25 protein-coding genes and 3 tRNA genes are annotated in these 21,596 nt (G+C 40.5%); 22 read left to right on the forward strand and 6 right to left on the reverse strand.

Annotation, left to right across the window (positions count from 1 at the left end):
• The first annotated feature begins 390 nt into the window (after window positions 1-390).
• Window positions 391-464 (forward strand) — tRNA-Asp (locus PHQ42_00810).
• A gap of 236 nt (window positions 465-700) precedes the next feature.
• Here the strand turns inward: PHQ42_00810 and PHQ42_00815 are convergent.
• Window positions 701-940 (reverse strand): hypothetical protein, encoded by a 240-nt coding sequence (locus PHQ42_00815; protein ID MDD5071260.1) that lies wholly within the window; start codon window positions 938-940, stop codon window positions 701-703.
• On the opposite strand from PHQ42_00815, the gene PHQ42_00820 reads away from it, so the two are divergent.
• The 4 genes from PHQ42_00820 to PHQ42_00835 all read left to right on the forward strand — a co-directional run bounded on the left by PHQ42_00820 (window position 941) and on the right by PHQ42_00835 (window position 2,919).
• On the forward strand, window positions 941-1,342 hold the full coding sequence (locus PHQ42_00820; GenBank protein ID MDD5071261.1) for a TraR/DksA family transcriptional regulator: 402 nt from the start codon (window positions 941-943) through the stop codon (window positions 1,340-1,342).
• A gap of 99 nt (window positions 1,343-1,441) precedes the next feature.
• Complete coding sequence (gene lspA / locus PHQ42_00825; protein MDD5071262.1) at window positions 1,442-1,903, forward strand: signal peptidase II; 462 nt, start codon at window positions 1,442-1,444, stop codon at window positions 1,901-1,903.
• Window positions 1,904-1,938: 35 nt separating this feature from the next.
• Entirely contained in the window at window positions 1,939-2,571 is a 633-nt protein-coding gene (locus PHQ42_00830) for a hypothetical protein (GenBank protein ID MDD5071263.1), read from the forward strand.
• A 9-nt stretch (window positions 2,572-2,580) separates the two neighbouring features.
• Window positions 2,581-2,919, forward strand: coding sequence for a hypothetical protein (locus tag PHQ42_00835; protein ID MDD5071264.1), 339 nt, complete (start codon window positions 2,581-2,583; stop codon window positions 2,917-2,919).
• A gap of 31 nt (window positions 2,920-2,950) precedes the next feature.
• On the opposite strand, the gene tsaE is transcribed toward PHQ42_00835, so the two are convergent.
• From tsaE to PHQ42_00860, 5 genes are all read right to left on the reverse strand, one after another.
• Window positions 2,951-3,376 carry a tRNA (adenosine(37)-N6)-threonylcarbamoyltransferase complex ATPase subunit type 1 TsaE gene (gene tsaE / locus PHQ42_00840; protein MDD5071265.1) on the reverse strand — a complete coding sequence of 142 codons (426 nt, stop codon included), beginning with the start codon at window positions 3,374-3,376 and terminating at the stop codon, window positions 2,951-2,953.
• 177 nt (window positions 3,377-3,553) lie between these two features.
• Window positions 3,554-3,627, reverse strand: a tRNA-Val gene (locus tag PHQ42_00845).
• A gap of 154 nt (window positions 3,628-3,781) precedes the next feature.
• Window positions 3,782-3,865 (reverse strand) — tRNA-Leu (locus PHQ42_00850).
• Window positions 3,866-3,889: 24 nt separating this feature from the next.
• Window positions 3,890-4,237 (reverse strand): 50S ribosomal protein L19, encoded by a 348-nt coding sequence (rplS, locus tag PHQ42_00855; GenBank protein ID MDD5071266.1) that lies wholly within the window; start codon window positions 4,235-4,237, stop codon window positions 3,890-3,892.
• Window positions 4,238-4,396: 159 nt separating this feature from the next.
• On the reverse strand, window positions 4,397-4,984 hold the full coding sequence (locus tag PHQ42_00860; GenBank protein MDD5071267.1) for a hypothetical protein: 588 nt from the start codon (window positions 4,982-4,984) through the stop codon (window positions 4,397-4,399).
• A gap of 192 nt (window positions 4,985-5,176) precedes the next feature.
• On the opposite strand from PHQ42_00860, the gene PHQ42_00865 reads away from it, so the two are divergent.
• From PHQ42_00865 to PHQ42_00945, 17 genes are all read left to right on the forward strand, one after another.
• The gene (locus PHQ42_00865) at window positions 5,177-7,858 is read left to right on the forward strand and encodes an AAA family ATPase (protein MDD5071268.1); all 2,682 of its coding nucleotides are present in this window, start codon (window positions 5,177-5,179) and stop codon (window positions 7,856-7,858) included.
• 156 nt (window positions 7,859-8,014) lie between these two features.
• Window positions 8,015-9,535, forward strand: a complete 1,521-nt coding sequence (locus PHQ42_00870) for a YifB family Mg chelatase-like AAA ATPase (protein ID MDD5071269.1) — start codon at window positions 8,015-8,017, stop codon at window positions 9,533-9,535.
• Window positions 9,536-9,734: 199 nt separating this feature from the next.
• Window positions 9,735-11,138 carry an extracellular solute-binding protein gene (locus PHQ42_00875; protein MDD5071270.1) on the forward strand — a complete coding sequence of 468 codons (1,404 nt, stop codon included), beginning with the start codon at window positions 9,735-9,737 and terminating at the stop codon, window positions 11,136-11,138.
• A 66-nt stretch (window positions 11,139-11,204) separates the two neighbouring features.
• Window positions 11,205-11,636 carry a pilin gene (locus PHQ42_00880; GenBank protein MDD5071271.1) on the forward strand — a complete coding sequence of 144 codons (432 nt, stop codon included), beginning with the start codon at window positions 11,205-11,207 and terminating at the stop codon, window positions 11,634-11,636.
• A gap of 17 nt (window positions 11,637-11,653) precedes the next feature.
• Entirely contained in the window at window positions 11,654-12,337 is a 684-nt protein-coding gene (locus tag PHQ42_00885; GenBank protein MDD5071272.1) for a helix-turn-helix domain-containing protein, read from the forward strand.
• Window positions 12,338-12,710: 373 nt separating this feature from the next.
• Entirely contained in the window at window positions 12,711-13,265 is a 555-nt protein-coding gene (locus PHQ42_00890; protein MDD5071273.1) for a class I SAM-dependent methyltransferase, read from the forward strand.
• Window positions 13,266-13,363: 98 nt separating this feature from the next.
• Window positions 13,364-13,750: a hypothetical protein gene (locus tag PHQ42_00895; GenBank protein MDD5071274.1), complete on the forward strand. Its 387-nt coding sequence runs from the start codon at window positions 13,364-13,366 to the stop codon at window positions 13,748-13,750.
• Window positions 13,751-13,809: 59 nt separating this feature from the next.
• On the forward strand, window positions 13,810-14,169 hold the full coding sequence (locus PHQ42_00900) for a YraN family protein (GenBank protein MDD5071275.1): 360 nt from the start codon (window positions 13,810-13,812) through the stop codon (window positions 14,167-14,169).
• A 303-nt stretch (window positions 14,170-14,472) separates the two neighbouring features.
• Window positions 14,473-15,795 carry a hypothetical protein gene (locus tag PHQ42_00905; GenBank protein MDD5071276.1) on the forward strand — a complete coding sequence of 441 codons (1,323 nt, stop codon included), beginning with the start codon at window positions 14,473-14,475 and terminating at the stop codon, window positions 15,793-15,795.
• 311 nt (window positions 15,796-16,106) lie between these two features.
• Window positions 16,107-16,475, forward strand: coding sequence for a hypothetical protein (locus tag PHQ42_00910; GenBank protein MDD5071277.1), 369 nt, complete (start codon window positions 16,107-16,109; stop codon window positions 16,473-16,475).
• Window positions 16,476-16,513: 38 nt separating this feature from the next.
• The gene (locus PHQ42_00915) at window positions 16,514-18,565 is read left to right on the forward strand and encodes a fibronectin type III domain-containing protein (GenBank protein MDD5071278.1); all 2,052 of its coding nucleotides are present in this window, start codon (window positions 16,514-16,516) and stop codon (window positions 18,563-18,565) included.
• Between the two features lie 81 nt (window positions 18,566-18,646).
• Window positions 18,647-19,066, forward strand: a complete 420-nt coding sequence (locus PHQ42_00920) for a hypothetical protein (GenBank protein ID MDD5071279.1) — start codon at window positions 18,647-18,649, stop codon at window positions 19,064-19,066.
• Window positions 19,067-19,257: 191 nt separating this feature from the next.
• The gene (locus tag PHQ42_00925) at window positions 19,258-19,668 is read left to right on the forward strand and encodes a hypothetical protein (protein ID MDD5071280.1); all 411 of its coding nucleotides are present in this window, start codon (window positions 19,258-19,260) and stop codon (window positions 19,666-19,668) included.
• Window positions 19,669-20,118, forward strand: a complete 450-nt coding sequence (locus PHQ42_00930; protein ID MDD5071281.1) for a hypothetical protein — start codon at window positions 19,669-19,671, stop codon at window positions 20,116-20,118.
• Window positions 20,119-20,126: 8 nt separating this feature from the next.
• Window positions 20,127-20,609: a hypothetical protein gene (locus PHQ42_00935; protein ID MDD5071282.1), complete on the forward strand. Its 483-nt coding sequence runs from the start codon at window positions 20,127-20,129 to the stop codon at window positions 20,607-20,609.
• Window positions 20,610-20,616: 7 nt separating this feature from the next.
• The gene (locus PHQ42_00940; GenBank protein MDD5071283.1) at window positions 20,617-21,060 is read left to right on the forward strand and encodes a hypothetical protein; all 444 of its coding nucleotides are present in this window, start codon (window positions 20,617-20,619) and stop codon (window positions 21,058-21,060) included.
• A 135-nt stretch (window positions 21,061-21,195) separates the two neighbouring features.
• Window positions 21,196-21,596: hypothetical protein (locus PHQ42_00945; protein MDD5071284.1), on the forward strand; the 401-nt coding region annotated here is incomplete at its 3' end.

Raw genomic sequence — 21,596 nt, forward strand, 5'->3', positions numbered from 1 at the left:
TTTTTCTTAATTGTTTTCTGATTTTGGTCTCAGAAGGGACCTGGTTTAAGAGCGCGATCATAGAACAAGAGAGTTAATTATTAGCTAGTTTAATTTTACTCTTGTTCCAACTGCCTTAGTATACCCGCATGATGTTGACTAATAGCATATTTTTTGTTATTGTTTAACTGAAAGTTTTATCAAACCGAGAGGGCTGTTTTTATTTTAGGGCGATAATCTAATTTACATATGGATATAAAATAGTTGATTGTTAAAAGTTAATAGTTATATTTAGAGCGGTACCTGCCTGCCGGCAGGCAGGGTTCAGTTGGTTAGAACGCCTGCCTGTCACATCCCGCTCCAAGTAATTAGCATAATTTATTTTTCAAAAACAAACTAAAAATTTTGAGCGGAGCGGTAGTTCAGTTGGTTAGAACGCCTGCCTGTCACGCAGGAGGTCGCGGGTTCGAGTCCCGTCCGTTCCGCTCAAAATTTTTTTACAGCGGGGCAGGCAGGAGGTTTACCCCGCAGAAAGCAAAGCTTTCGTGCGGGTTCGCGGGTTCGCCCCGCACCACTTACGGGTGTGGGGCAAAAGTCCCGCCTGCCCCGTTACGAGCGAAGCGAGTTATGCGGGGTCCGTTCCGCCTTCGCGCGCCGAAGCGCGCTTCGGCGGACAAAGTCCGCCAGTAAATGTCGCAAAGGCGTAATTCGCGTTTATTTATTATTTTTCGGGCAAAACCCTTGCCAAAAACTGGATTTGCGGTATACTGAAGTTAGTCAAATTGACCAATTTATTATTGGTTTTTATTTTATCCCGCGCCTTGTTTAGAATATTACCCACCATTGGCGCGCAGAAAAGGCTGGGAATTATTTTTCCGGCAGAGGTTAATACTCCATACAAGGAGTGGGATTTTATTAAGCGGGCTTCAAGGACAAGGACACCGAACCCGAAAACAAACATATGACAGCAGCAAAAAAACAAGGAGACAATGATTTAGACAAGAAGACGATTGAACAGATAAAGGGAGATCTGCTTTCCAGAAAAAAGCAGCTTTTGAATGATTTGAAGGATATTGCCGGCAAAGATATCCATGACAAAGATGAGCATAAAGCCCTATTTCCTGATTATGGCGATAAATCAGATGAAAATGCGCAAGAAATTGGCGAATATACCACCAACTTGGCTACGGAGAAAGTTTTGGAAAGCACATTGCGCGATATTAATAATGCTTTGGAGCGGATAGAAAAAGGCACCTATGGCATTTGTAAATATTGTAAAAAGCCGATTGGCAAAAAGAGAATGTTGGCTCGGCCGGTAGCAAGCGCTTGCGTGGAATGCAAAACCAAACTGCAGAACAGTTAACCTCGCGCCTTTTTTGTTCAAGATTTTTGTGGCGGGGTTTAAATAGAGAATAAAATTTTTAGGTGTAGGTTTATATCCCATCTAAAAGGCGCGGGACTTATGCTAAAATATAAAAAAAACATGGCTTTCTGGATTTTATTGGCCATGTTTTTTGTTGTTTTAGATCGGTTTTTTAAATTTTTAGCTACGAGCGGTTTTTTTGATAAATCAATTCCAGTTGCCGGAGATTTTTTTAAACTGGGTTTCGCCCCTAATTATAATATTGCCTTTTCCCTGCCTTTTTCCGGAATTTTTCTGAATATTCTGATTATTATGATAATCATCTTTTTGCTGTATGAATTGCTGTTTCTGGCGGAAAGACAAGAATGGAGTAAGGTCGCCTTCTTGACATTTATAATTTTTGGTGCTATAAGTAATATGCTGGATCGTTTAAAATACGGATTCGTGGTGGATTATTTGGATTTAAAGTATTTTACGGTCTTTAATATTGCGGATGTAATGATAGTGGGGGGAGTTTCGGGTTTAATCCTTATTTTTTATAAAAATAAAAAAGATGTATAATTAAGATAGTTTTAAAAAACTATTTTTTTATCTCTATGACTTTTGAAAAATTCCCGAGCAAGGAGGAAAAAACTATAAAAGAGTCCCATCTTTTTGACGGCATAAGCACTCCCAAGATTAATACTAATAACCCGGGCACAGATTTGCATTTGGAAGCCCATGCCGCTACTTCAAGAGAAATAGATGAATCTTTGGTGGAGGAAACAAGAGGCGAAATTATTGGTCATTACGGGATAGATGCGAATAGGGTTATTTCTATTCCGGCCACGGAAGGGACGAAAAGAAAAATAAGGGCCTTTATGATTGTTGAGAGAAGGGAAGAAGAAGGAAATGATAAAGGTAGTGAAAATGATAAATATTTTGCCGATGGCCATACGCCTCACGCGGATTTATTAAGAGAACTTTTTAAAAGGTTCCCCGAATTAGGCGAGCTGGAAGCCGGCAATAAAATTCCGGATAATTTTTTAGAAAAATGGGTGACGAAAAAGGGTTTTATAGATCCCAATGCCAATGGTTTTAAAAATTTTTCTGAAATACGTTTCGCTTTTGAAAGATTAATATTAGAAAAAAATAAAGATAAACTGACCGAAGATGAAAAAATTGAAGTTGAAAGCGATGAGGTTGATTTGCCTAACTGGTTTATGGTCGGAGAGCAGATAAGCCGATAGGGGGTAAAATTGGTTGCCATAGTTGATACGCCTTTATCAGAATTATTAAGGTCAGTTGAGGGAACAGGAATAGATTTTGATTCTTTTCCTTTGATATTGATTGAAGCCGAATTGTCTGATCCGGAGGGCGGTGATTCTCACCCCGATCCCCTGCGCGGCTTGAATATTGCCCTTGCTTATGTTTCCCGGGGCAAGCCGGTGATTATTGTCGGCGAAAAAGAATATGGTAGTTTTGAAGTTTGGAGTAAGCTCTTTTCAAATCATAATGTGGCTTTTTGCCCAAAACCGATAACTTCCGAATGTTTTCGCGAAGCATTAAAAAAAATAATGCCCGGAGAAGGCATTTAAAAAAGACCGACTGGCTCAAGCATCGGTCTTTTTAATTTTTCAAAATTTTTCTTTTAGCGCCTTCCAAGATTTCCATTTTAATATATTTTGTTTTTTTTGGCAAGATTTTTTTAACCCTGTCCGCCCATTCAATTATGGTTAAAGTGTCAGCCCGGTTGAAATATTCTTGCGCGCCGATAGAAATTAAATCTCTTCCGGATCCAAGGCGGTAAGCGTCAATATGGACAAAGTTTTTTATTTTTCCCTTCTTAACAGGGTAAACTTTCATTATGACAAAAGTCGGGCTGGTAATATTTTTTTTAAGCCCCAGGCCGGCAGCCAAGCCCTTGATAAAAACGGTTTTGCCAGCGCCTAAATTTCCGATTAAACCCATTACTACCCCGCCTTTCAATTTTTTGGCGTATTTTTTAGCAAAGGCAAGAGTTTCTTTTTCCGAATTGGTTATTATTTGTTCCATGGTTTAATTGTAGTTTATTTTCTTTAAAAAATAAAGATAAAAAAACAACCCCAAATGCTCGGAGCTGTTTTTTATGTGGGCGCACTAGCCTGCCTGCAGGCAGGGATTCGCCCCGGGATGAACCCGGGGTAAAAACCCAGGGCCTTCTCGGCCTGCCCCGTTAATTTTTTTGGGCAGTGGGCAATGTAGGATTCGAACCTACGACCTCTTCGGTGTAAACGAAGCGCTCTAACCAGCTGAGCTAATTGCCCAAAATCTAACGGGGTGAATAAACGAGACGCTCCCCGCCCGACACGCCTGCGGCGAAGTCGCTGGCGGGCGGGTAACCAACTGCTTGTCCGTCCGAAGTCCGCCGAATCGGCGGACGAAGGCGGAAGCTATGCGCCCTCGCCAGCTAAGGCTTAGTGCCGCAGAAGGGATTTGAACCCTTACGTCCTTAAGGACACCAGCCCCTCAAGCTGGCCTGTCTACCAATTCCAGCACTGCGGCTTTAAGGCGCGGTGACCCCGACCTTTAAGAGACCTTTTTTTCCTTTAATTTTTTCTTATAGCCTTTTTTAAGAAAGTAAAGTTTGGCCCGCCTTACTTTTTCCTGTTTTTTTATCTCGATTTTTTCTATGGTCGGAAGGTTGAGAGGAAATATTTTTTCCACGCCGATTCCATCAGAAACTTTTCTGACCGTTATTGTCGCGCCTTTTTCTTTGCCGTGTTTTCGGGCGATAACCGTGCCATCAAAATACTGGGTTCTTTCTTTTTCTTCACCTTTAATATTTAATTCTTTAATTTTTTGGTAAACCCTAACGGTCATGCCGGGTTTTATTTCCGGAATTTTCTTTTTTTCCGTTTTTTTATCTTCTGCCATATTTTTTAAAATAAATCCCGCACCTTTTAGCGGAATGAATAATGAATAAAGTTTAACCCCGCTAAAAGGCGCGGGATAAATATCGCCGCTTAAGGCGAAATTTTAATTCTTAAATTCTTGTCTAATCCTATAATAGAATCAGTTTTTTGTCAACCATTACTACTTTTTTAATCTGTATCCTTCTTTTTTAATTATTTTAATAATTTGATTTACCGCCCTTCTTAATTTATTTTGTTCATTCATTACTTTATAATCATAAAAATGGGCTTCATTTTTCATTTCATATTTTGCGTATTTAAACCTTTCTTCCAATTCTTTCTTCGGGATTAAGGGGTCGCGGGCAAACAATCTTTTCTTAAGTTCGGGCAATGATTTCGGGATGATAAAGATTGCCGTGGCGTTATAATTTTTTTTATAAAATTTTGTTCCCACGATATCCGGGTTAACGATTATATTATAACCGGCAGTAATTTTTTTTTCTAAGTCCGGTTTATAGGTGCCATAATAAACATTTTTATTTCTGGTGTTTTGGTATTCGATGATATTGCCCTTTTTTATTCCCTCATTAAATTTTTTATTAGAGAAAAAATAATAATCCCGGCCGTTTTTTTCATTGAGCCTTTTTTTTCTGGTAGTGGCGGTCACCAGCCTTTTAAATATGGGATAGGATTTTATTATTTCATTCGTGACAGTGGTTTCTCCCACTCCGGTAGGGCCGCCAATAACTAGGATTCTTTTTTTTGGCATAAGGATTTTTATCAATTATACTGTTATTTCACCACATAATTTTTCTAAAAGCAAGATGAACTTTTAAAAATTGCTGATTTGTTTTATAATAGGACTATGGTAATTCGTAATTGGCAATTAGTAATTTGGGGAAGCGCCAGATATGTCAGCATAATATCCTAATTACTGATTACCAATTACTGATTACTTTTTATGTATCTAGAAAAACTTGAAATTCAGGGCTTTAAATCTTTTGCCAATAAAAACAAGCTGGTTTTCCCCGGCATGATTACGCGCGACCGGCGGGGCATTACGGCCATTGTCGGGCCGAATGGCTCGGGCAAATCCAATATCGCCGATGCCGTGCGCTGGGCTTTGGGAGAACAAAGCATGAAAACCCTGCGTGGCAAAAAAAGCGAAGATATTATCTTTTCCGGTTCGGACAGGAAGGGCCGGTTAGGCATGGCTGAAGTGTCTTTATTTTTGAATAACGAAGATAAGAAGGCCCAGATAGATTATTCCGAAGTGATTCTAACCCGCCGGTTGTTTCGGGACGGAGAAAGCGAATATTTAATAAATCAATCGCGGGCGCGCCTGGCTGATATTCAAATGCTTTTGGCCAAGGCAAAATTCGGGCAAAAAACTTACAGCGTTATCGGCCAGGGCATGGTTGAGGGATTTTTAAATACGAGTCTGGCAGAAAGGAAAGAATTTTTTGACGAAGCCACCGGCGTAAAGCAATTTCAGATTAAGAGGGATGATTCCTTGGGCAAACTGCAGACGAGTTATGAAAATCTTGGCCAGGTTCAGATGCTTTTAGGAGAAATAGAGCCGCGGCTTAGGAGTCTTACACGGCAGGTTAATAAGCTGGAAAAAAGAGAAAAAATTGAAGTGGAGTTAAAGGGCCTGCAGCTTAATTATTATCGCAAGGTTTGGCATGAAATAAATGACAAGTTTAATGAATTTAACAATGAATTTTTGAATTTAGAAAAAATCAAACTGGCCAAGGAAAAAAAGTTAGAGCAGATAAACAATGAATTGGAAAAAATAGAAAAGAAAGACAAAAAGACTTTGGAATTTGAAAAGTGGCAGAAGTCCCTTCTTGATTTGCGGGAGAAAAAGGAAGAAATAGTGAAACAACTGGCCCGTCTTGACGCCCAACTGGAAATAAAATTGGAGGCGCGGGGGAAATTCGACTTGTCTTGGCTTAATAACAAAAAAGAAGAATTAGGCAGAGAAGCGGCAAAGACAAGAGAAGAGATAGAATCTTTGGAAAAGAATATAAAATACAGCCGGGATGATTTTGCCGCGGTAGAAAATGAAAAAAACCAGATTGATAAAAAATTAAACGAAGCCAGCGACAGCCTGATTAACTTAAGTTCCGGGTCGGACTCGGGAGAGAAGGTAAAAATAAGCGAAATTTTAAAAAAATTGCTTTTTGAGCTGGAAAAAGCCGGAGGGGAAAATGACCTGGGAAAACTTAAAGACCTTATCGGAAAGATAAAAAGCGAATTTAGGGAAGTTATAAAGAGATTAAGGGAGGAAGACAAGGGGGCGATAGAAAACTTGCGCGAGGAAATTGTTAAACTGACAAAAGCAAGGGAAGAAATGATCGTAAAGATCAATGAAAATAATTTAAGAATATCGGCCCGGGTTGAAAGAGTTAAGCTTTTGAAAGAAAAAGAAACAAAGACAGCCAAAGATTTGGAAGAAATTTTAGAAAAATTAAAACAAAGCCAGCCTGAATTTGACTCCAGAGAAATAGAAGAAGAAAAAAAGAGTTTAAAAGAAAAACTTTCCCAGGCGGAGGAGCGGGCCAAAGAAATAAACGGGAAAATTGATAGCTCTAACGCGGAAGAGGAAGCGGCCAGGGACCGTTTATTCTCCTTGCAGAAAAATATAAACGAGCTTCAAAATGAGATAAATGATTTGAACCGAAAGTTGAGCGATCTGAAGATTAATTCCACGCGGCAGGAAACCCGGTTAGAAGATTTAGAAATTGAAATAAGGAATAATTTCGGCAGCCCGAAAGAAATAAGGCAGGGAAAATTTTCCGGCCCGATGGACCTGGACGCGGTCAGAGAAAAAATCGGGCAGTTAAAGCATCAGCTTGAATTGATCGGCGGAATTGACCCGGAAACAACCAAGGAATATGAACAAACCAAGGAGCGTTTTGATTTTCTGTCCGGGCAGGTTAAGGATTTGAATGTTGCCATAAAATCTTTGGAGAAAATTATTGAGGAGCTGGATTTGACCATCAAAGAAAGATTTGATAAAGAGTTTAGGATTATTTCCCAAAAATTTGAAGAATATTTTAAAATTTTGTTTAACGGCGGGATGGCTAAAATTATAAAAGTAATGGAAGAAGAAAAAGACGAAGACGAGAAGAGCGGCGCGGAAGCGAAGGAAAATTATGAGGTTATCCAAAAAGAAGAATCTAGAAAAGATTCCGGCTTAGATTTAAAAAAAATAAAATTTTTGAGAAAACACAATGCCACCGGCCTGGCCGGGATTGAAATTGCCGCCACGCCTCCGGGCAAAAAAATAAAATCCGTGGCCATGCTTTCCGGCGGAGAAAGGGCTTTGACCGCCATCGCCTTAATTTGCGCCATTATCAGCGCCAATCCTTCGCCTTTTGTGGTTTTGGACGAGGTGGACGCGGCCTTGGATGAAGCCAATTCCGAGCGGCTGGCGAAAATTTTAGACGACCTTTCCCATAAAACCCAGTTTATCGTCATAACCCATAACCGCGCTTCTATGCGCCGGGCTAATATTCTTTATGGCGTGACTATGGGCGATGACGGGGTAAGCAGGTTGCTTTCTATAAAGCTGGAAGAAGCGGGAGAAGATAAAAAATATCCGCCAGGGGCGGACCCGCCTGCGGGCGGGAAATAACAAAATAATATAAAAAAACCGTTTTGTTTTAAAGCGGTTTTTTGTTTTGTGGTATAATGGAGATAGTTAAATAGTTAGATAGTTAAATAGTTAAGCGGTTAATTAGTTGGGGAGGAGTTTTAAAACTATCCAACTAATTAACTAAGCAACTAACCCATGTCTTCAAAAATAATTTCAGCGGCGGTGGTTGGTCTGGAAGCGGAATTGGTGGAAGTGGAAGCGGATTACGGGGGCGGGCCTTTGGGAGCTTTTGCTATTGTCGGCTTGCCGGACGCGGCGGTTTCCGAATCAAGGGAAAGGGTGAGAAGGGCGGTAAAAAATTCCGGTTTTTTTTTCCCCAAAGTAAAAGTAACGGTTAATTTAGCGCCGGCAGATTTGAAAAAATACGGGCCAAGTTATGATTTGCCCATTGCCGTAAGCGTTTTGGTAAAAACCGGCCGGGTCTCGCTCCCTGATGAAGGCCGGAGCATGCTTTTTGTCGGGGAGCTGGCTTTGTCCGGGCAGGTCCGGCCGATTAATGGCGTCTTGCCAGTCGCGATCAAGGCCGGGCAAGCCGGTTTCAAAACTATTTTTGTGCCCAAGGAAAATGCGCCGGAAGCTAAGCTGGTAAAAGAGCTGGAAGTTATCCCCCTTAATGATTTGGGCCAATTAGCCCGGCATTTAAGCGGCAAGGAGCCAATTCCGCCCGCGGATTACAAAGAATTTGATTTTTCGGGAGAAAAAATTTTTTCCGATATGTCCCACGTCCGGGGGCAGGAGCATGCCAAACGGGCGGTAGAAATTGCCGCAGCCGGGGCCCATAATATTTTAATGTTTGGGCCGCCCGGATCAGGAAAAACCTTAATTGCCCGGACAATTCCGTCAATTTTACCTAATTTGACTTTGGCAGAGGCCTTGGAAATAACCAAAATTTACAGCGTGGCCGGCCAGTTGCCGACTGGAACAGCCTTGCTTACTATCCGTCCTTTCCGCTCCCCGCATCATACGGCTTCAGGCGTGGCTTTGGTCGGCGGGGGCACTTGGCCAAGACCCGGGGAAATTTCCCTGGCCCATCGCGGCGTTTTATTTCTGGATGAGTTCGGAGAGTTTCCCCGTCAGGTTTTGGAAAATTTGCGCCAGCCTTTGGAAGACGGAATTATAAATGTAAGCCGGGCGGCCGGCAACTTAAGATTTCCGGCCAAATTTATTTTGGTGGCGGCCATGAATCCCTGCCCCTGCGGTTTTTACGGGGATAAAGAAAGGCAATGTACCTGCGCGCCGGGCCAGATTATCAATTATCGCAAAAGAATTTCCGGGCCGATTATTGACCGCATTGACTTGCATATTGAAGTGCCGCGCTTAAAATTTGACAAGCTCTCCAGCGAAGGCCAAGGCGAGACTTCCGAAGTTATAAAAAGCAGGATTGAAGCCGCTCGGAAAATTCAGGCCGAAAGATTCAAGGCTATGCCAATCATTACCAATTCAGAAATGAATTCCGAAGCGGTAAAAAAATTCTGCCAAATTGATGATTCTTCTTGCCAGCTTTTGCGCAGCGCGGTTGACCAGATGCATTTGTCCGCCCGGGCGTATTTCCGGATTTTAAAAATAAGCCGGACAATCGCTGATTTAGCCGGCGAGGAAAAGATTTTAACCTCGCATATTGCCGAAGCTCTGCAGTATCGGCCGAGGGTGGAGTAAATTAGATTTTAGGTTTTAGGTTTTAGGTGTTAGATAGTTTGGGAAAACTGACGGATTTTCTATTTTTCCCTATTTTTGTTATAATATAAATATAGTTACGAATTACAAATCTTTTACAAATATTACGAATGTTATATAAGATGTTTAAACGGGTATTTGTAAAATTTGTAATGAATTTGTAATTTGTAGGAAATAATATATGAGGAATAAACTACTTATTTTATTACTTATTTCTTCTTTCCTTTTAACCTCTGGTTTCGGTTGCAAGGGAGCGGATAAAAAAACGCAGGAGGCAATGAAGCCGATTACTTTGAATTATTGGCGGGTTTGGGACGGCCCGGATGCTTTTGTTGAAATTATTGCAAAATATAAGCAACTCCATCCCTATATTACGATTAATTACCGGAAATTGCGTTACAGCGAATATGAGCAGGAGCTTTTAGAGGCTATGGCCGAAGATAAGGGGCCTGATATTCTTTCCCTCCACAATACCTGGGTAAAAAAATACCAAAGTAAGTTGGCGCCTTTGCCAACAGAAATTTCCATGGTTTATCCGGTGGAAAAAGGCACAATAAAAAAAGAAGTGGTGCAGGAATTAAGAACAACCAAGAGTTTAACTTTCAGGGATTTAAAAAATAATTTTGTTGATGTTGTCTACAAAGATACGGTTTTGCCGGCCGTGGACTCAAAAACCGGAAAAACAGGCGAGAGAATATTCGCCCTGCCCTTGGCCCTTGATACTTTGGTTATGTATTATAACCGGGATCTTTTCAATAATGCCGGCATTGCCGAGCCGCCGGATTTTTGGAACCGGGAATTTCAGCAGGCCGTGAAAAATTTGACCAAGCAGGACACCAGCGGCAAAATCATCCAGTCAGGCGTGGCTTTGGGCGGCAGCAAAAATGTAGAACGATATAGCGATATTTTATCTATTTTAATGATGCAGAACGGCGCGGTTATGGTGGATGACAGCAACAACGTTTCTTTTAACAGAATTCCGGAAGCTTTAAGGAGCCAAAATTACAGCCCCGGGCTTGAAGCCTTGCGTTTTTATACGGATTTTTCCAATCCGGCCAAGGAGGTTTATAGCTGGAACAGCAGTTTGGATAATTCTTTGGAGATGTTTATCGCCGGCAAATTGGCCATAATGTTCGGTTATGCCTATCATTTGCCGACCATCAAAGCCAGGGCGCCGAAATTAAATTTTGACATAGCTCCCCTGCCGCAGATAGAAGGCAATCTCGGGCAGATAAGTTTTGCCAATTATTGGGTAGAAGCAGTTTCTAATAAAAGCAAATATATCAATGAGGCTTGGAATTTTATTCAGTTCGCCACCAGGGCCGAACAGGCGAAATTATATCTGGCTAAAACAAAAAAACCAACCGCTTTGCGGTCCTTGGTCAATGAACAGCTTGAGGATGAGGATATAAACATTTTTGCCGGACAAGTGCTTACCGCCGACAGCTGGTATCGGGGAGACGATGCCAACGCGGCCGAGTTGATCATGGGGGAGATGATTGATTCGGCGGTGGCGGGAGAAGGCAAAATTGAAGAGATTATAAATTTGGGGGCAAGAAGAGTTCAGCAGACGATTACGAAGTAACCTTCCTGCCGCCCGCCTGCCGGTAGGCAGGGCAGGCAGGGAAGTTAGAAGTAAGAAGTAAAAATTATGAAATTTGTTAAAAATAAAAAATTATTTTATTATTTTTCCCGTCCCGCCCTGGCGGTGATTGTTTTATTATTTTTGTGTTTTTGTGTTTTATCCGTTAATGTTTGTCTGGCGCAGAATGGAATTGTGCCTGATGGAGGAAAAAAAGTTACCGGTGATTATGGGTTAAACGATTTTGTTAAAATAGGCATAAATGCCACTCAATGGATTTTGGGAATTGTCGGATCTTTGGCCTTGCTGATGTTTGTTTACGGAGGGCTGATGATGATAATTTCTTCCGGCAGTAGCGAAAAAGTGACAAAAGCAAAGGAAATCATTATTGGAGCAGTTATTGGGTTAGTAATCGTTTTTACTAGTTATATGATAATACAATTTACTATTGGGGCATTGGGAATAGAAGGAGAGTGGGCGACTACCGGTTGGTTTAAATAAAATTAAATATTCCCCTTATGAATGAATTCAGGCCAAACAAAATATTGTCAGCTTCAGAGATAGTGGCCGGAGAGCTTATTGAGCGGCGCCAAGAGAAGAATTTAAAGCTTAAGGATATTGCCAAAAAATTAAATATAAAGCACGAATATCTTGAGGCTCTGGAGAGTGGAGAATACAACAAATTGCCTGCCGGAGTCTATGGGAAGAATTTTTTAAGAGAATATGCCGTTTATTTGGAGCTTGACCCTAAAAAATTATTAAAAGAGCTTGAATCCGATGAGGATTGGAATAAGCCGGAAAAAAGCAAAGAAATTTTTTCCCAACAGGTTGTGAAGAAATATAATTTTTTGGTTGTCCCCAAGATAGCGCGAAGTTTTGTCATAATAGTTGTTGTTCTTGCCCTTTTTTCTTATCTTGGCTTTTGTTTGAAAGAAATAATGTCGCCCCCCTTTCTTTCCGTGATTGAGCCGTTAGACAATTCAGTTACGGAAAATAATTTTGTGATTGTTTTCGGAAAAACGGAGCCGGAAGCCCAGATTAAAATCAACGGAGAGGCAGTCGCCTTAAGTTCGGGCGAGAAAGAGGGTCTTTTTACGGAAAAAGTTAATTTAAAGACAGGCCTTAATACCATAACCATAACCGCCAAAAAAAAATATGGGCGGGAAGCCGTAATTGTCAGGCAGGTATTAGCGAATGAATAATGAGATGGTTACAAAACTATTTCTACTACAATTTGCTATTTTCAGCCGATACTTCGTCAAGCTGGTGCCCCGCAAATGCGGGGCTGGCTTTCCTAATCTCGGCTGAAAATATCTAAATTTAGTCACAAAATAGTTTTGTAACCATCTCAAACCATAATAATGTTTTGGGTAGGCCATAATTTTAGCGAATTTTCAGATTAATTTTCTGAATGATAGTAATTTGTGATTAGAAATTGGTCCCGCGCCTTATTTAATTATTGAAGCGGGATCCCGCTATGGCGGTGATAATTTGGGGAAGCGTTAAACTTGCTGGTATAATATTCCCGTCTGCCGACAGGCAGGCAAATTACTAATTACTAATTATTAATATTTTATGCTTAAAACCACAGGGGGAAATGTTTTACTTGATGCCGGTTTCGTATTAAGCAAAGCAAAAATAGGGGAAAATTTAAAGGTAGCTGATTTGGGTTGCGGCGCTTCCGGCCATTTTGTTTTTCCTTCGGCGAAACTGGTCGGCAAGAGAGGCGTGGTTTACGCGGTTGATATATTAAAAACCGTCTTGGAAGAAATAAAAAGAAGGGCCAGGCAGGAGAATATAGATAATATTCAGACAATTTGGAGCAATCTGGAAATTTTTAAGGCTACTAAAATAGAATCGGGCAGCCTTGACGCGGCTTTTCTGATAAACACCCTGTATCAATCCCACAAAAGAGTTGAAATTTTAAGAGAGGCTGTAAGAATGCTCAAAAAAGGAGCAAAATTACTGGTGGTGGAATGGCAGAATGTTTCCTCCCCTTTCGGGCCTCCGCCTGAAGAAAGGGTTAAAATTGATTTGTTGAAGGCCGGGGCAAAAAAATTAGGCTTGGAAATAGAGGAAGAATTTGAAGCCGGGCAGCACCATTACGGAATTTTATTTGTTAAATTATAAAAATAAAATAACAAAATAATAAAATAACAAAATAATAAAATAGTAGAGCATTAAAACAATTTATTTTTATATTATTTTATTATTTTATTTTTAAGATCATGGGAAATCTTTTATCTTTAAAATTTTGGTTTAACTTAAGGCCGGGAGCTCTCTTGCCGGTTTACCAAAAGACTTTTGTCATTTTTATTTTAGGCCTGGTTGTTTTTTATTTTTTTTGCCGTTTTTTCATCGGAAGAAAAAAAGGGCTTTATACTTTTTTTTGGCGCCGTTTGCAGTCTTTTTCTTTGGCTAACGCCATTATCGGCTTGGTTTTGCTTTTTTTCAGCTATGAGTTAATTCCCTTTTTATCTTCCCGTTTTTGGTTTTTATTGTGGGCGATAATTATGTTGGTTTGGCTCGTTTTTATCGTTAAGTCTTTGTTGACAATACCGGACAAGAAGAAAAAGTTTGAAGAAGAAAAAGAGTACAAAAAATATATACCGTAAAAATAATAAAATAATAAAATAATAAGAAGGCTGGTTATGAGCCTTCTTATTTTAAATTTATGAATTACAGGCGGGAAGTTGGAAAATTCGGGGAAAATTTGGTTAAAAATTACTTATTGAAGAAAGGTTATGAGATTTTGGGTGAAAATGTGAAGATAAGCTTCCAGGAGATAGATATTATAGCCAAAGAGGGAAAAATTTTTGTTTTTGTTGAGGTAAAAACCAAGTTATCCTCGGCTTTTGGCAAGGCCGAAGACGCTTTTGATTTTAGAAAATCCGGCCATCTGGGAAAGGCCCTGGAACTTTATATTTACAAAAATGATTTGGACGAAAATTTAATCCGATTAGACTTCATTTCCGTTGATATTAACCGAGAGAAAAAAATGGCTAAGATTAAACATTATAAGGATATAATTTAAAAATTTTTAAAAAAACAAACCAATTTATCCCTAGTTTTTACACATTTTTTTGCACAGTTTTTTTAGGCTTTCCCCCAGCTTATTAACCATTTATTTACTTGACGAAGAAAAGCGGGGCAGATAAAGTTAAACTATCATTAGTTATTAGGGCTAAAAAGGTCAAATCGGCCTGGCTGGTCTGTACCCCATTAGCCCTAATTAACCAATGATTATAAATCAGAAAGATAAAATATTAACAATTAAAAAAGAAATTATTTAAAATAGACAAAGGATAAAAATAAAATTAAGGAGGAGAAAAATTTTATGATTTATAAAAAGAAAGCCACCCTCTTTATTTTTTTTACTCTTTTCGCCCTCCTTTTTACCGGCCGAGTTTTGGCCGGATCGGTTGATTCCCCGACTATTGTTGAAACGGGCGGGGGCAGAAGCCAGGAGCCAGGCAGCCGGTTTTTTATAAAGGGATTAACCCCGGCCAATACCGAGGTTTTGGTTTATATTGACGGCGTTTTTGTTGATTTTGCCAAAACGGGAAGCAAAGAGACCGAAAGCGACAGCTTTTATTATGAGCATCAGGCGGTTTTGGCCGAAGAAAACGAGATAAAATTAATTGCCAGAGACAAAACTTCTTTGGTCCTGTCTCCGCCAGTAGAAATAAAATATATTATTCCTCCTTTGCCGGCCCCGACTTTGGTCGGCCCGGAGACCGGAAAGACAGTGGGCGAGCCAAAACCCTATATAACCGGCCTGGTGGACAATTGGAGTTTTGCCCATATTTATATTGACGGCGTTTATAACGGAAAAACGGAAATTGTTTCCCACGAGTCAGGCACAGCCAATTTTGCCTATAAACCTTTTTTGAATTTAAGCGTTGGAAAGCATAAAGTCTGGGCTGTGGCCGAAGATGAGCTAGGCAGAAAAAGCGGAAATTCCAATATTTTGGAATTTATAATTGAGCCGCCAATGCCGGCCCCGACCTTGCTGTCTCCGGTTATAAACACTCAAACCAAATTTGACCAGCCCTTTATTGTCGGTTTGGCGAAAAATGATTCTTTAATAGAAGTTTTTATTGATAACAGCTCGGTCGGCCGGTTTGCGGTGGAAAATCATCCTTCAGGCGCGGCCAATTTCGCTTTTAAAGCTCCGGTTTTGGCCAGAGGCAGCCATTCGGTATACACAACGGCCGCTGATAGCCGCGGCAAGGTGAGCAAAAACTCTAATATTATTAATTTTTCCGCGCGCCAGACGGTTATTAGCGAGGGAGCTCGGGAAGAAAAGGATGGGCTGGTAGGAGAAATCAAGGAGCCGTCCGGGAAAGCTGAATCGGATAAGGCTTTGGTTATTTCTTCAAGCGGAGACATAGAAAAGGATGAAGAGGGAACAATAGAAGAGGCGGGCGAAAAAGATGTTTTTGGCGCGGTTGATGAAAGCAGGGAGAATCAAGGAAAATTAAGCGCGAATTTAATAGTGTTTATTATATTTTTATTAGCCATAATCGGTTGGATATTCTGGGTGAATCGCGAATTGGCGAAAGAACAAAAAGAAAATAAGGAAAATCCGGAAGATCCCTTGTTTCCCGGAGAAAATAACGATTCCCCCGACAAGGAAGAGGAAAATAAGTTATTTTAGGTTATTTTTCCTAGCGGAAAAAAGCCCTGCTACCCGCCCGCAACGTCCAAGCGTAGCTTTGGCGGGCGCGGCAAATAGGGCACATGCGAATTTAGATAACGGCTATATTGGGAACCTCTTTGTTTTTAAATATAAGAAATTCAGATGTCGTGCCGGCTTTGAATTCACAAGGCACAGAGGCAGATAGGCCCCTTCTTTACAATCCCGTCCCGAGCAATCGGGACGGGATTGTTTTTGTTTTATTTTTTGGAATATGGTAAAATATAGGAAATCCGGTTGATTTGCGGGGATTGGATATTTTAGAGAAAAATATGGCAAAAAAAAGATTTTTTATTTTAATTCCCTTTGTTTTTTTATTGATTTTCAGTTTGACCGGTTGCGGAAAGAAGCAGGAAGCGGATACCGATATTTGGTCAGAAAAAAAAGATTCCGCAGAAGAGATTTACGATAATAGGGGGCGGCTCAACCCGGAAGAGGGAGAAAAAGAGGTTTTTAGAATAACCGAAGTTCCTCAAAATAAAGAAGATATAAGGAAGCTTTTAGATAATCTGGAAAAGGGGGCCGGAGCGATTGATTCAGATGTTGACGAGGGCGAGTTTGATGAAGCCGAAGAAGAAGGCGGATATATTGAAGACGAGGCGGAAGAAGATATTAGCGATGGCGATATAGACGCTTTATAAGAAGAGGGCGTTATTTTTTAAAAAATCAAGGCAAAAAAATGAAAGCAAAAGAAATATTTTTTATACTTTTTTTATTTATTCTGCCCTTCTTGGTTAGAGCCGACCCCGTTTATAGACCGCCTCTAACCCCAGAGACAGAGGCAACATCCGAAAAACTTGGATTTCATTGGTATGGTCGGGAAAATGAGCAATACGGGGTATATTATAAAGGCGACGAAGATTCCGATTATATTTTTCATGGCGCCACCACCACTCCTTCCATCAGAAGCCATCCCCTTGTTTATTATTTAGATGATTTGGAAGCGGGGACGGTTTATTCTTTTAAGGTGAGAGTTTGCGACGATGATTTTGAGGAATGTTTTGATTCAGACGCCTGCCTGTCTTCCGGCAAATGCTTATATTCTTTCCCCATATCTTTATATACCAATCCGGGCGTACCCGCTTTTGACTACGAGAGGTCGGCGACCATAATAAATATATTTTTTCAGCCGGTTAAGGGCGCTCTTTCCTACCAAATTGCCTATAAAGCGGAAAGTGAAGACAATTTTCGTTATGTTGAAGCTTCAAATTTAGAATATCTGATTAACAATTTGATTCCCGACACCAGATATAATTTCAAAGTCCAGGCCTGCAATGACCGGAAGGCGGACAGGAATGAGGATGGTGAATACGATGAAGGGTGTTCCGGTTTTGGCCGGACCATTTCCGTCAGAACCACAAAAGAAAAAGTTGTGGCGGACTTGGTGGAAAGTTATGAAAAGAAAAATTTAAGGTTGCAGAAAACCTTGTCGCAATACCTTGATTATATAAATAAATATGAATATTTAAGCCCCTCAACCCGCTCCGATTTTGCCGGAGAAATTATAAATTCCGAAGGAAGAGGAGTTTTAGATTTATTAAGATCTGATTTAACGGCAGTGAAAACGGAAACCAGACCCGGGGTTATTGAAGAGAAAATTAACGATTTAGATTCAAATAAGAAAGAACAACTCGAACTTTTAAAATACAAGCTGAAGATTTATAAAAAATGCGACGGTTATTATAAGCAGCTTAATGGTTTCCGGGAAAAAGTCGGCGGTTTATCCGAGATTCCGGCCCAAGCCCAAGATAATTTTACAAAAGAAAGCGGGTATATTGGCAGAATAAAAAGCCATTACGAAAACAATTATGAAAAAAAAGTTTTATCTTGGAGCCTTTTGCCGACAGCTTCTTTGGGGGAGAAACTTGCCTTTATTAAAGATTTGTATAAAAATATAAGTAAGGACAATAACTACAAGGCGGCGACAATAGTTTATAAAACTTTTTACAACATAAGCAAAATAAACAGCCAACTGGAAGGATTTAAAGACTACGCGGTTTGGGGGAATAAAAAGTATTTGCTAGAAGCTTTTTTTGGATATTATCCGCCGGAGAATAAGATTTTATTCACGGATAAATTCTTGGGCGCGCTGGATGATTTCAGGAGTTATTATGGGGGGTATGTTCTGAATAAGAGCTGGACTTCTTATGAAACAGTTTATAATGACTATAATCATTTAAGGGCGAATACCAGGCATAAGCAGGCGATAGCCATGCTTAACAGTTTTAAGAAAATAAATTCTATTTTGGCTAAGGTTGAAAATTACAATACAAAAATTAACAGCCCTGAGAATTTTTCCGGAATTTCTCCGGAAATCAAAGCCAAGGGCGCGAACTTGCGGCTTCTTATGAGAGACGCTCTGTTGTCCGGCGATAATTCCTGCCGGCGGCTGGCGATTGACAATCCGGGGAAAGCCTACCAGGAGATAGGGGGATATTTCGGCCATAAAATTTTTGTTTATTTTTATAACGGCGCTAAATTATTCAATGATTTAAGCATTAAAACAGACAATCTTGAAAAAGTATTAGAAGCGATAGGAGAATGCCCGGCGGCGGAAAACAATCTAGAAACAGCCCGGGCCGGACTAGGCGGAATAGAGGGAAAGTTAAAGGCTGTTAATATAAATGATTTGGATAAAACAAAACGGGAATATTCGGAAATCAGGAATATTTACAGGGAGGGGATAAATTATTATAAAGCTGCTGTTTCCGAGGCCAAAAATTGTTTGTAAATTATAAATTTAAAAATATTATTAAATAAATTCTCGGCAATATATTTTTAATATTAGCCAGGATTAGAGGGGAGGTGAAATATGAAAGAAAAGTTTTTTAAAAACCTGTTGATAGCGGCTTTGATTATGCTGGTTATGGCTCCGGCGTTTGCTTTGGCTCTGCCCGCGCAGGCGCAAATAGACAGTGAAGCTGATGATTTGCTTTGGGGAGGATATCAGACAGATGTTGGCGATGAATTAAAATTAGGCGAGGAGGATCCAAGGGTAATAATTGCTAGCGTAATTAATGTGGCTTTAGGATTTTTGGGCATTATCGCCGTAATTATAATCCTCTTGGGCGGATTCAAATGGATGACAGCCGGGGGCAATGAAGACAAGGTGGCTGAAGCCAGAAAGTTAATTTCTGCCGGTATTATTGGTTTGATTATAATTTTGGCGGCTTGGGGCATTGCCAGGTTTGTTATTGAGAAGCTTTATACCGCGACTGGCGCAGGGACATAAATTCTTAAAACCGGTTTTAAGAATTAGCCCCGCCCCTTTTTAGGCGACCAAATATCTTTGGTGCTTCGCCTAAAAGGGGCGGGGCAAGGTGGGTTCCCCTTTGTCGGGGGTCCACTCCTTTGGACATAAATTATTTTGTGTCCAGAGAAGGTGGAAAATCAGGAAGAAAATAAAAAATTAAAATTTTTAATATGAAAAAAATTTTTAGTATAATTTTTATCGCGGTTTTACTTTTTACGGTTTTTACCGGAAAAATTTGTTTGGTCCAGGCGGTAGATGATAATGCTACGGGCCTGGAAAAGGCAGCCGCGGGCTTGGAGGATACGACCAAGGTGGGGTTTGGCAAAGTCCCCACCCAGACTGACGTTCCCAGCCTGATCGGAAGTCTTATTGGCGCCGCCCTGTCTTTTATTGGGATTTTGTTTTTTATTTTGGTAATTTATGGCGGTTATCTTTGGATGACGGCCCGGGGCAATGAAGAGCAGGTGGGCAAAGCCATTAGCATAGTTACCCAGGCCGCGATCGGCTTAATTATCGTGGCCGCCGCTTATTTAATCACCAGATTTCTTGGCGAAACAATTTTAAACCAGGTTATAAAATAAATGGACTTTTTTTTAAATAAAAAAAAATTAATAAGCTTGGCGATATTATTTATTTTCATTTTCGCTTTTTTTTCGGCAATAGGGGCGGCTGGCGCAGATGAAGGAATGCCAAGCGGCGTTGATTCTTTTAAAAAAGGGTTAGAAAAAACCGGCGGAGAAATTGGTTATAAACCGGGCGAAGAAGGCAAGGGGGAAATGGAAATCGCTCAATTTATCGGCAATATTATCGCGGCGGTTATGGCTTTTGTCGGCGTGGCCTTCTTTATCTTAATTATTATGGGCGCGTTGGATATTGTCGGAGCCGGCGGCAATGACGAAATGGTAAAAAAGGGAAAGGACAAAATAAAAAATGGGGCTATCGGGGTTCTGGTAATTTTTGCCGCTTATTTATTCGCCCATTTGGTTTTGACCATAGCCAGCGGCCAAGTCGTAAAAATATTCAAACTTTAGGTTATAATATGAAAATTTCAGATAAGAAAAGATATTGTAAAATAGCGGCAGCTTTGTTTGTTTTTCTCTTTTTTGTGGCGGCGAACGCGAGTTTGGCTCAAACCGAATCCGAAACTACTGAACCCAAAACCGGAATCGGCCAATGGGCGGATGAGCTGGAAAAAGGGGTATCAAAAACCGAGGTTTATGAGACGGGCGCGGTTGGAGAAGGCGGCGCGGCCGCGACCATTGCCAGATATATCGGGGGCATCCTTTATTTGGCTCCGTTTCTCGGATTTCTTTTCTTGGCCCGGATTGTTATTGCCGGTTATGAATGGATGACGGCCGGGGGCAACAGCGAAAAAATTGAGCAGGCGAAAAAAAGGATAAAAAACGCGACCATTGGCCTTATAATTTTTGCCATAGTTTACTTCCTCGCTTATTTCTTTGTTAAGATGTTTGCCGGGTTGGCAGGTTATGAGGGCGGTTTTGACACAATAAACAATAAATAATAAAGGTATGAGCCATAGATTATTTTTAAAAAAAGTTATTTCCGTTGTTTTTATTGTTTTAATCAGTTTGATCGTCATTGACGCCGGCGGAGTTTCCGCCCAAGGCGGAGATAAAGGAAATTCAGTCGGTTCTTTGCTGGAAGAAGCCGGGAAAGCGGCCAAGTATAATGTTACTGACGTGAAAGAGGGAAAAATTACCACCGCTTCCATTGCCGGCGGAATAATAAAAATTTTTCTTTCTTTTCTGGGAATTATTTTTACAGTTTTAATGATTTACGGAGGTTATCTCTGGATGATGGCGCGGGGCAATCAGGAACAAGTTACCAAGGCCAAAGAATTGATAATAAACGCGGTTATCGGGTTGGTTATTGTGGTAGCGGCTTACGCCATTACTTACTTTGCTTTGTATATGCTGGCCAGAGAATATGTCCAGGAGAGCGGCTTTAATTAATATAATCCGAATTTACAAATTTATCCCTGCCTTGCCGGCAGGCAGGCGAATGCTCCGAATGTTTCTGTCTTAGTTAATTTAGATAAAGATATTCGGAGCATTCGGATTCAATTCGGATTAATTCGCATTATATTTATGTTAAAAATTATCAAACAAGTTTCAATTTTAGTTCTTCTTATCCTGATTTTAATTTTTCCTTATTTTGTTTTTGGGCAGGATGGTGTTCCGAATATGAAACAGGGGCTAGAAGGATTGGGGAGCGCTAGCGGCTACCAGACAAGCGGAATTTCCGAAACCACAATTTCGGAGATTGCCGGCATAGCTGTTAACACCTTCTTAAGCGTTTTGGCGATTATTTTTATAGCCCTGATGCTTTATGGCGGTTATCTTTGGATGATGGCCCGGGGCCAGGAAGAGATGGTAACCAAGGCCAAGGAGTTAATCCAGGCCGCGATTATCGGCTTGGTTATTATTGTGGCGGCCTACGCGGTTAGTTTCTTTATTTTCAGCCGAATAGCTTCGAGGACTTTAACCAC

The sequence above is a fragment of the Patescibacteria group bacterium genome, assembly GCA_028711655.1.
In the GTDB taxonomy this organism is placed as follows: Bacteria; Patescibacteriota; Patescibacteriia; order Patescibacteriales; family JAQTRU01; genus JAQTRU01.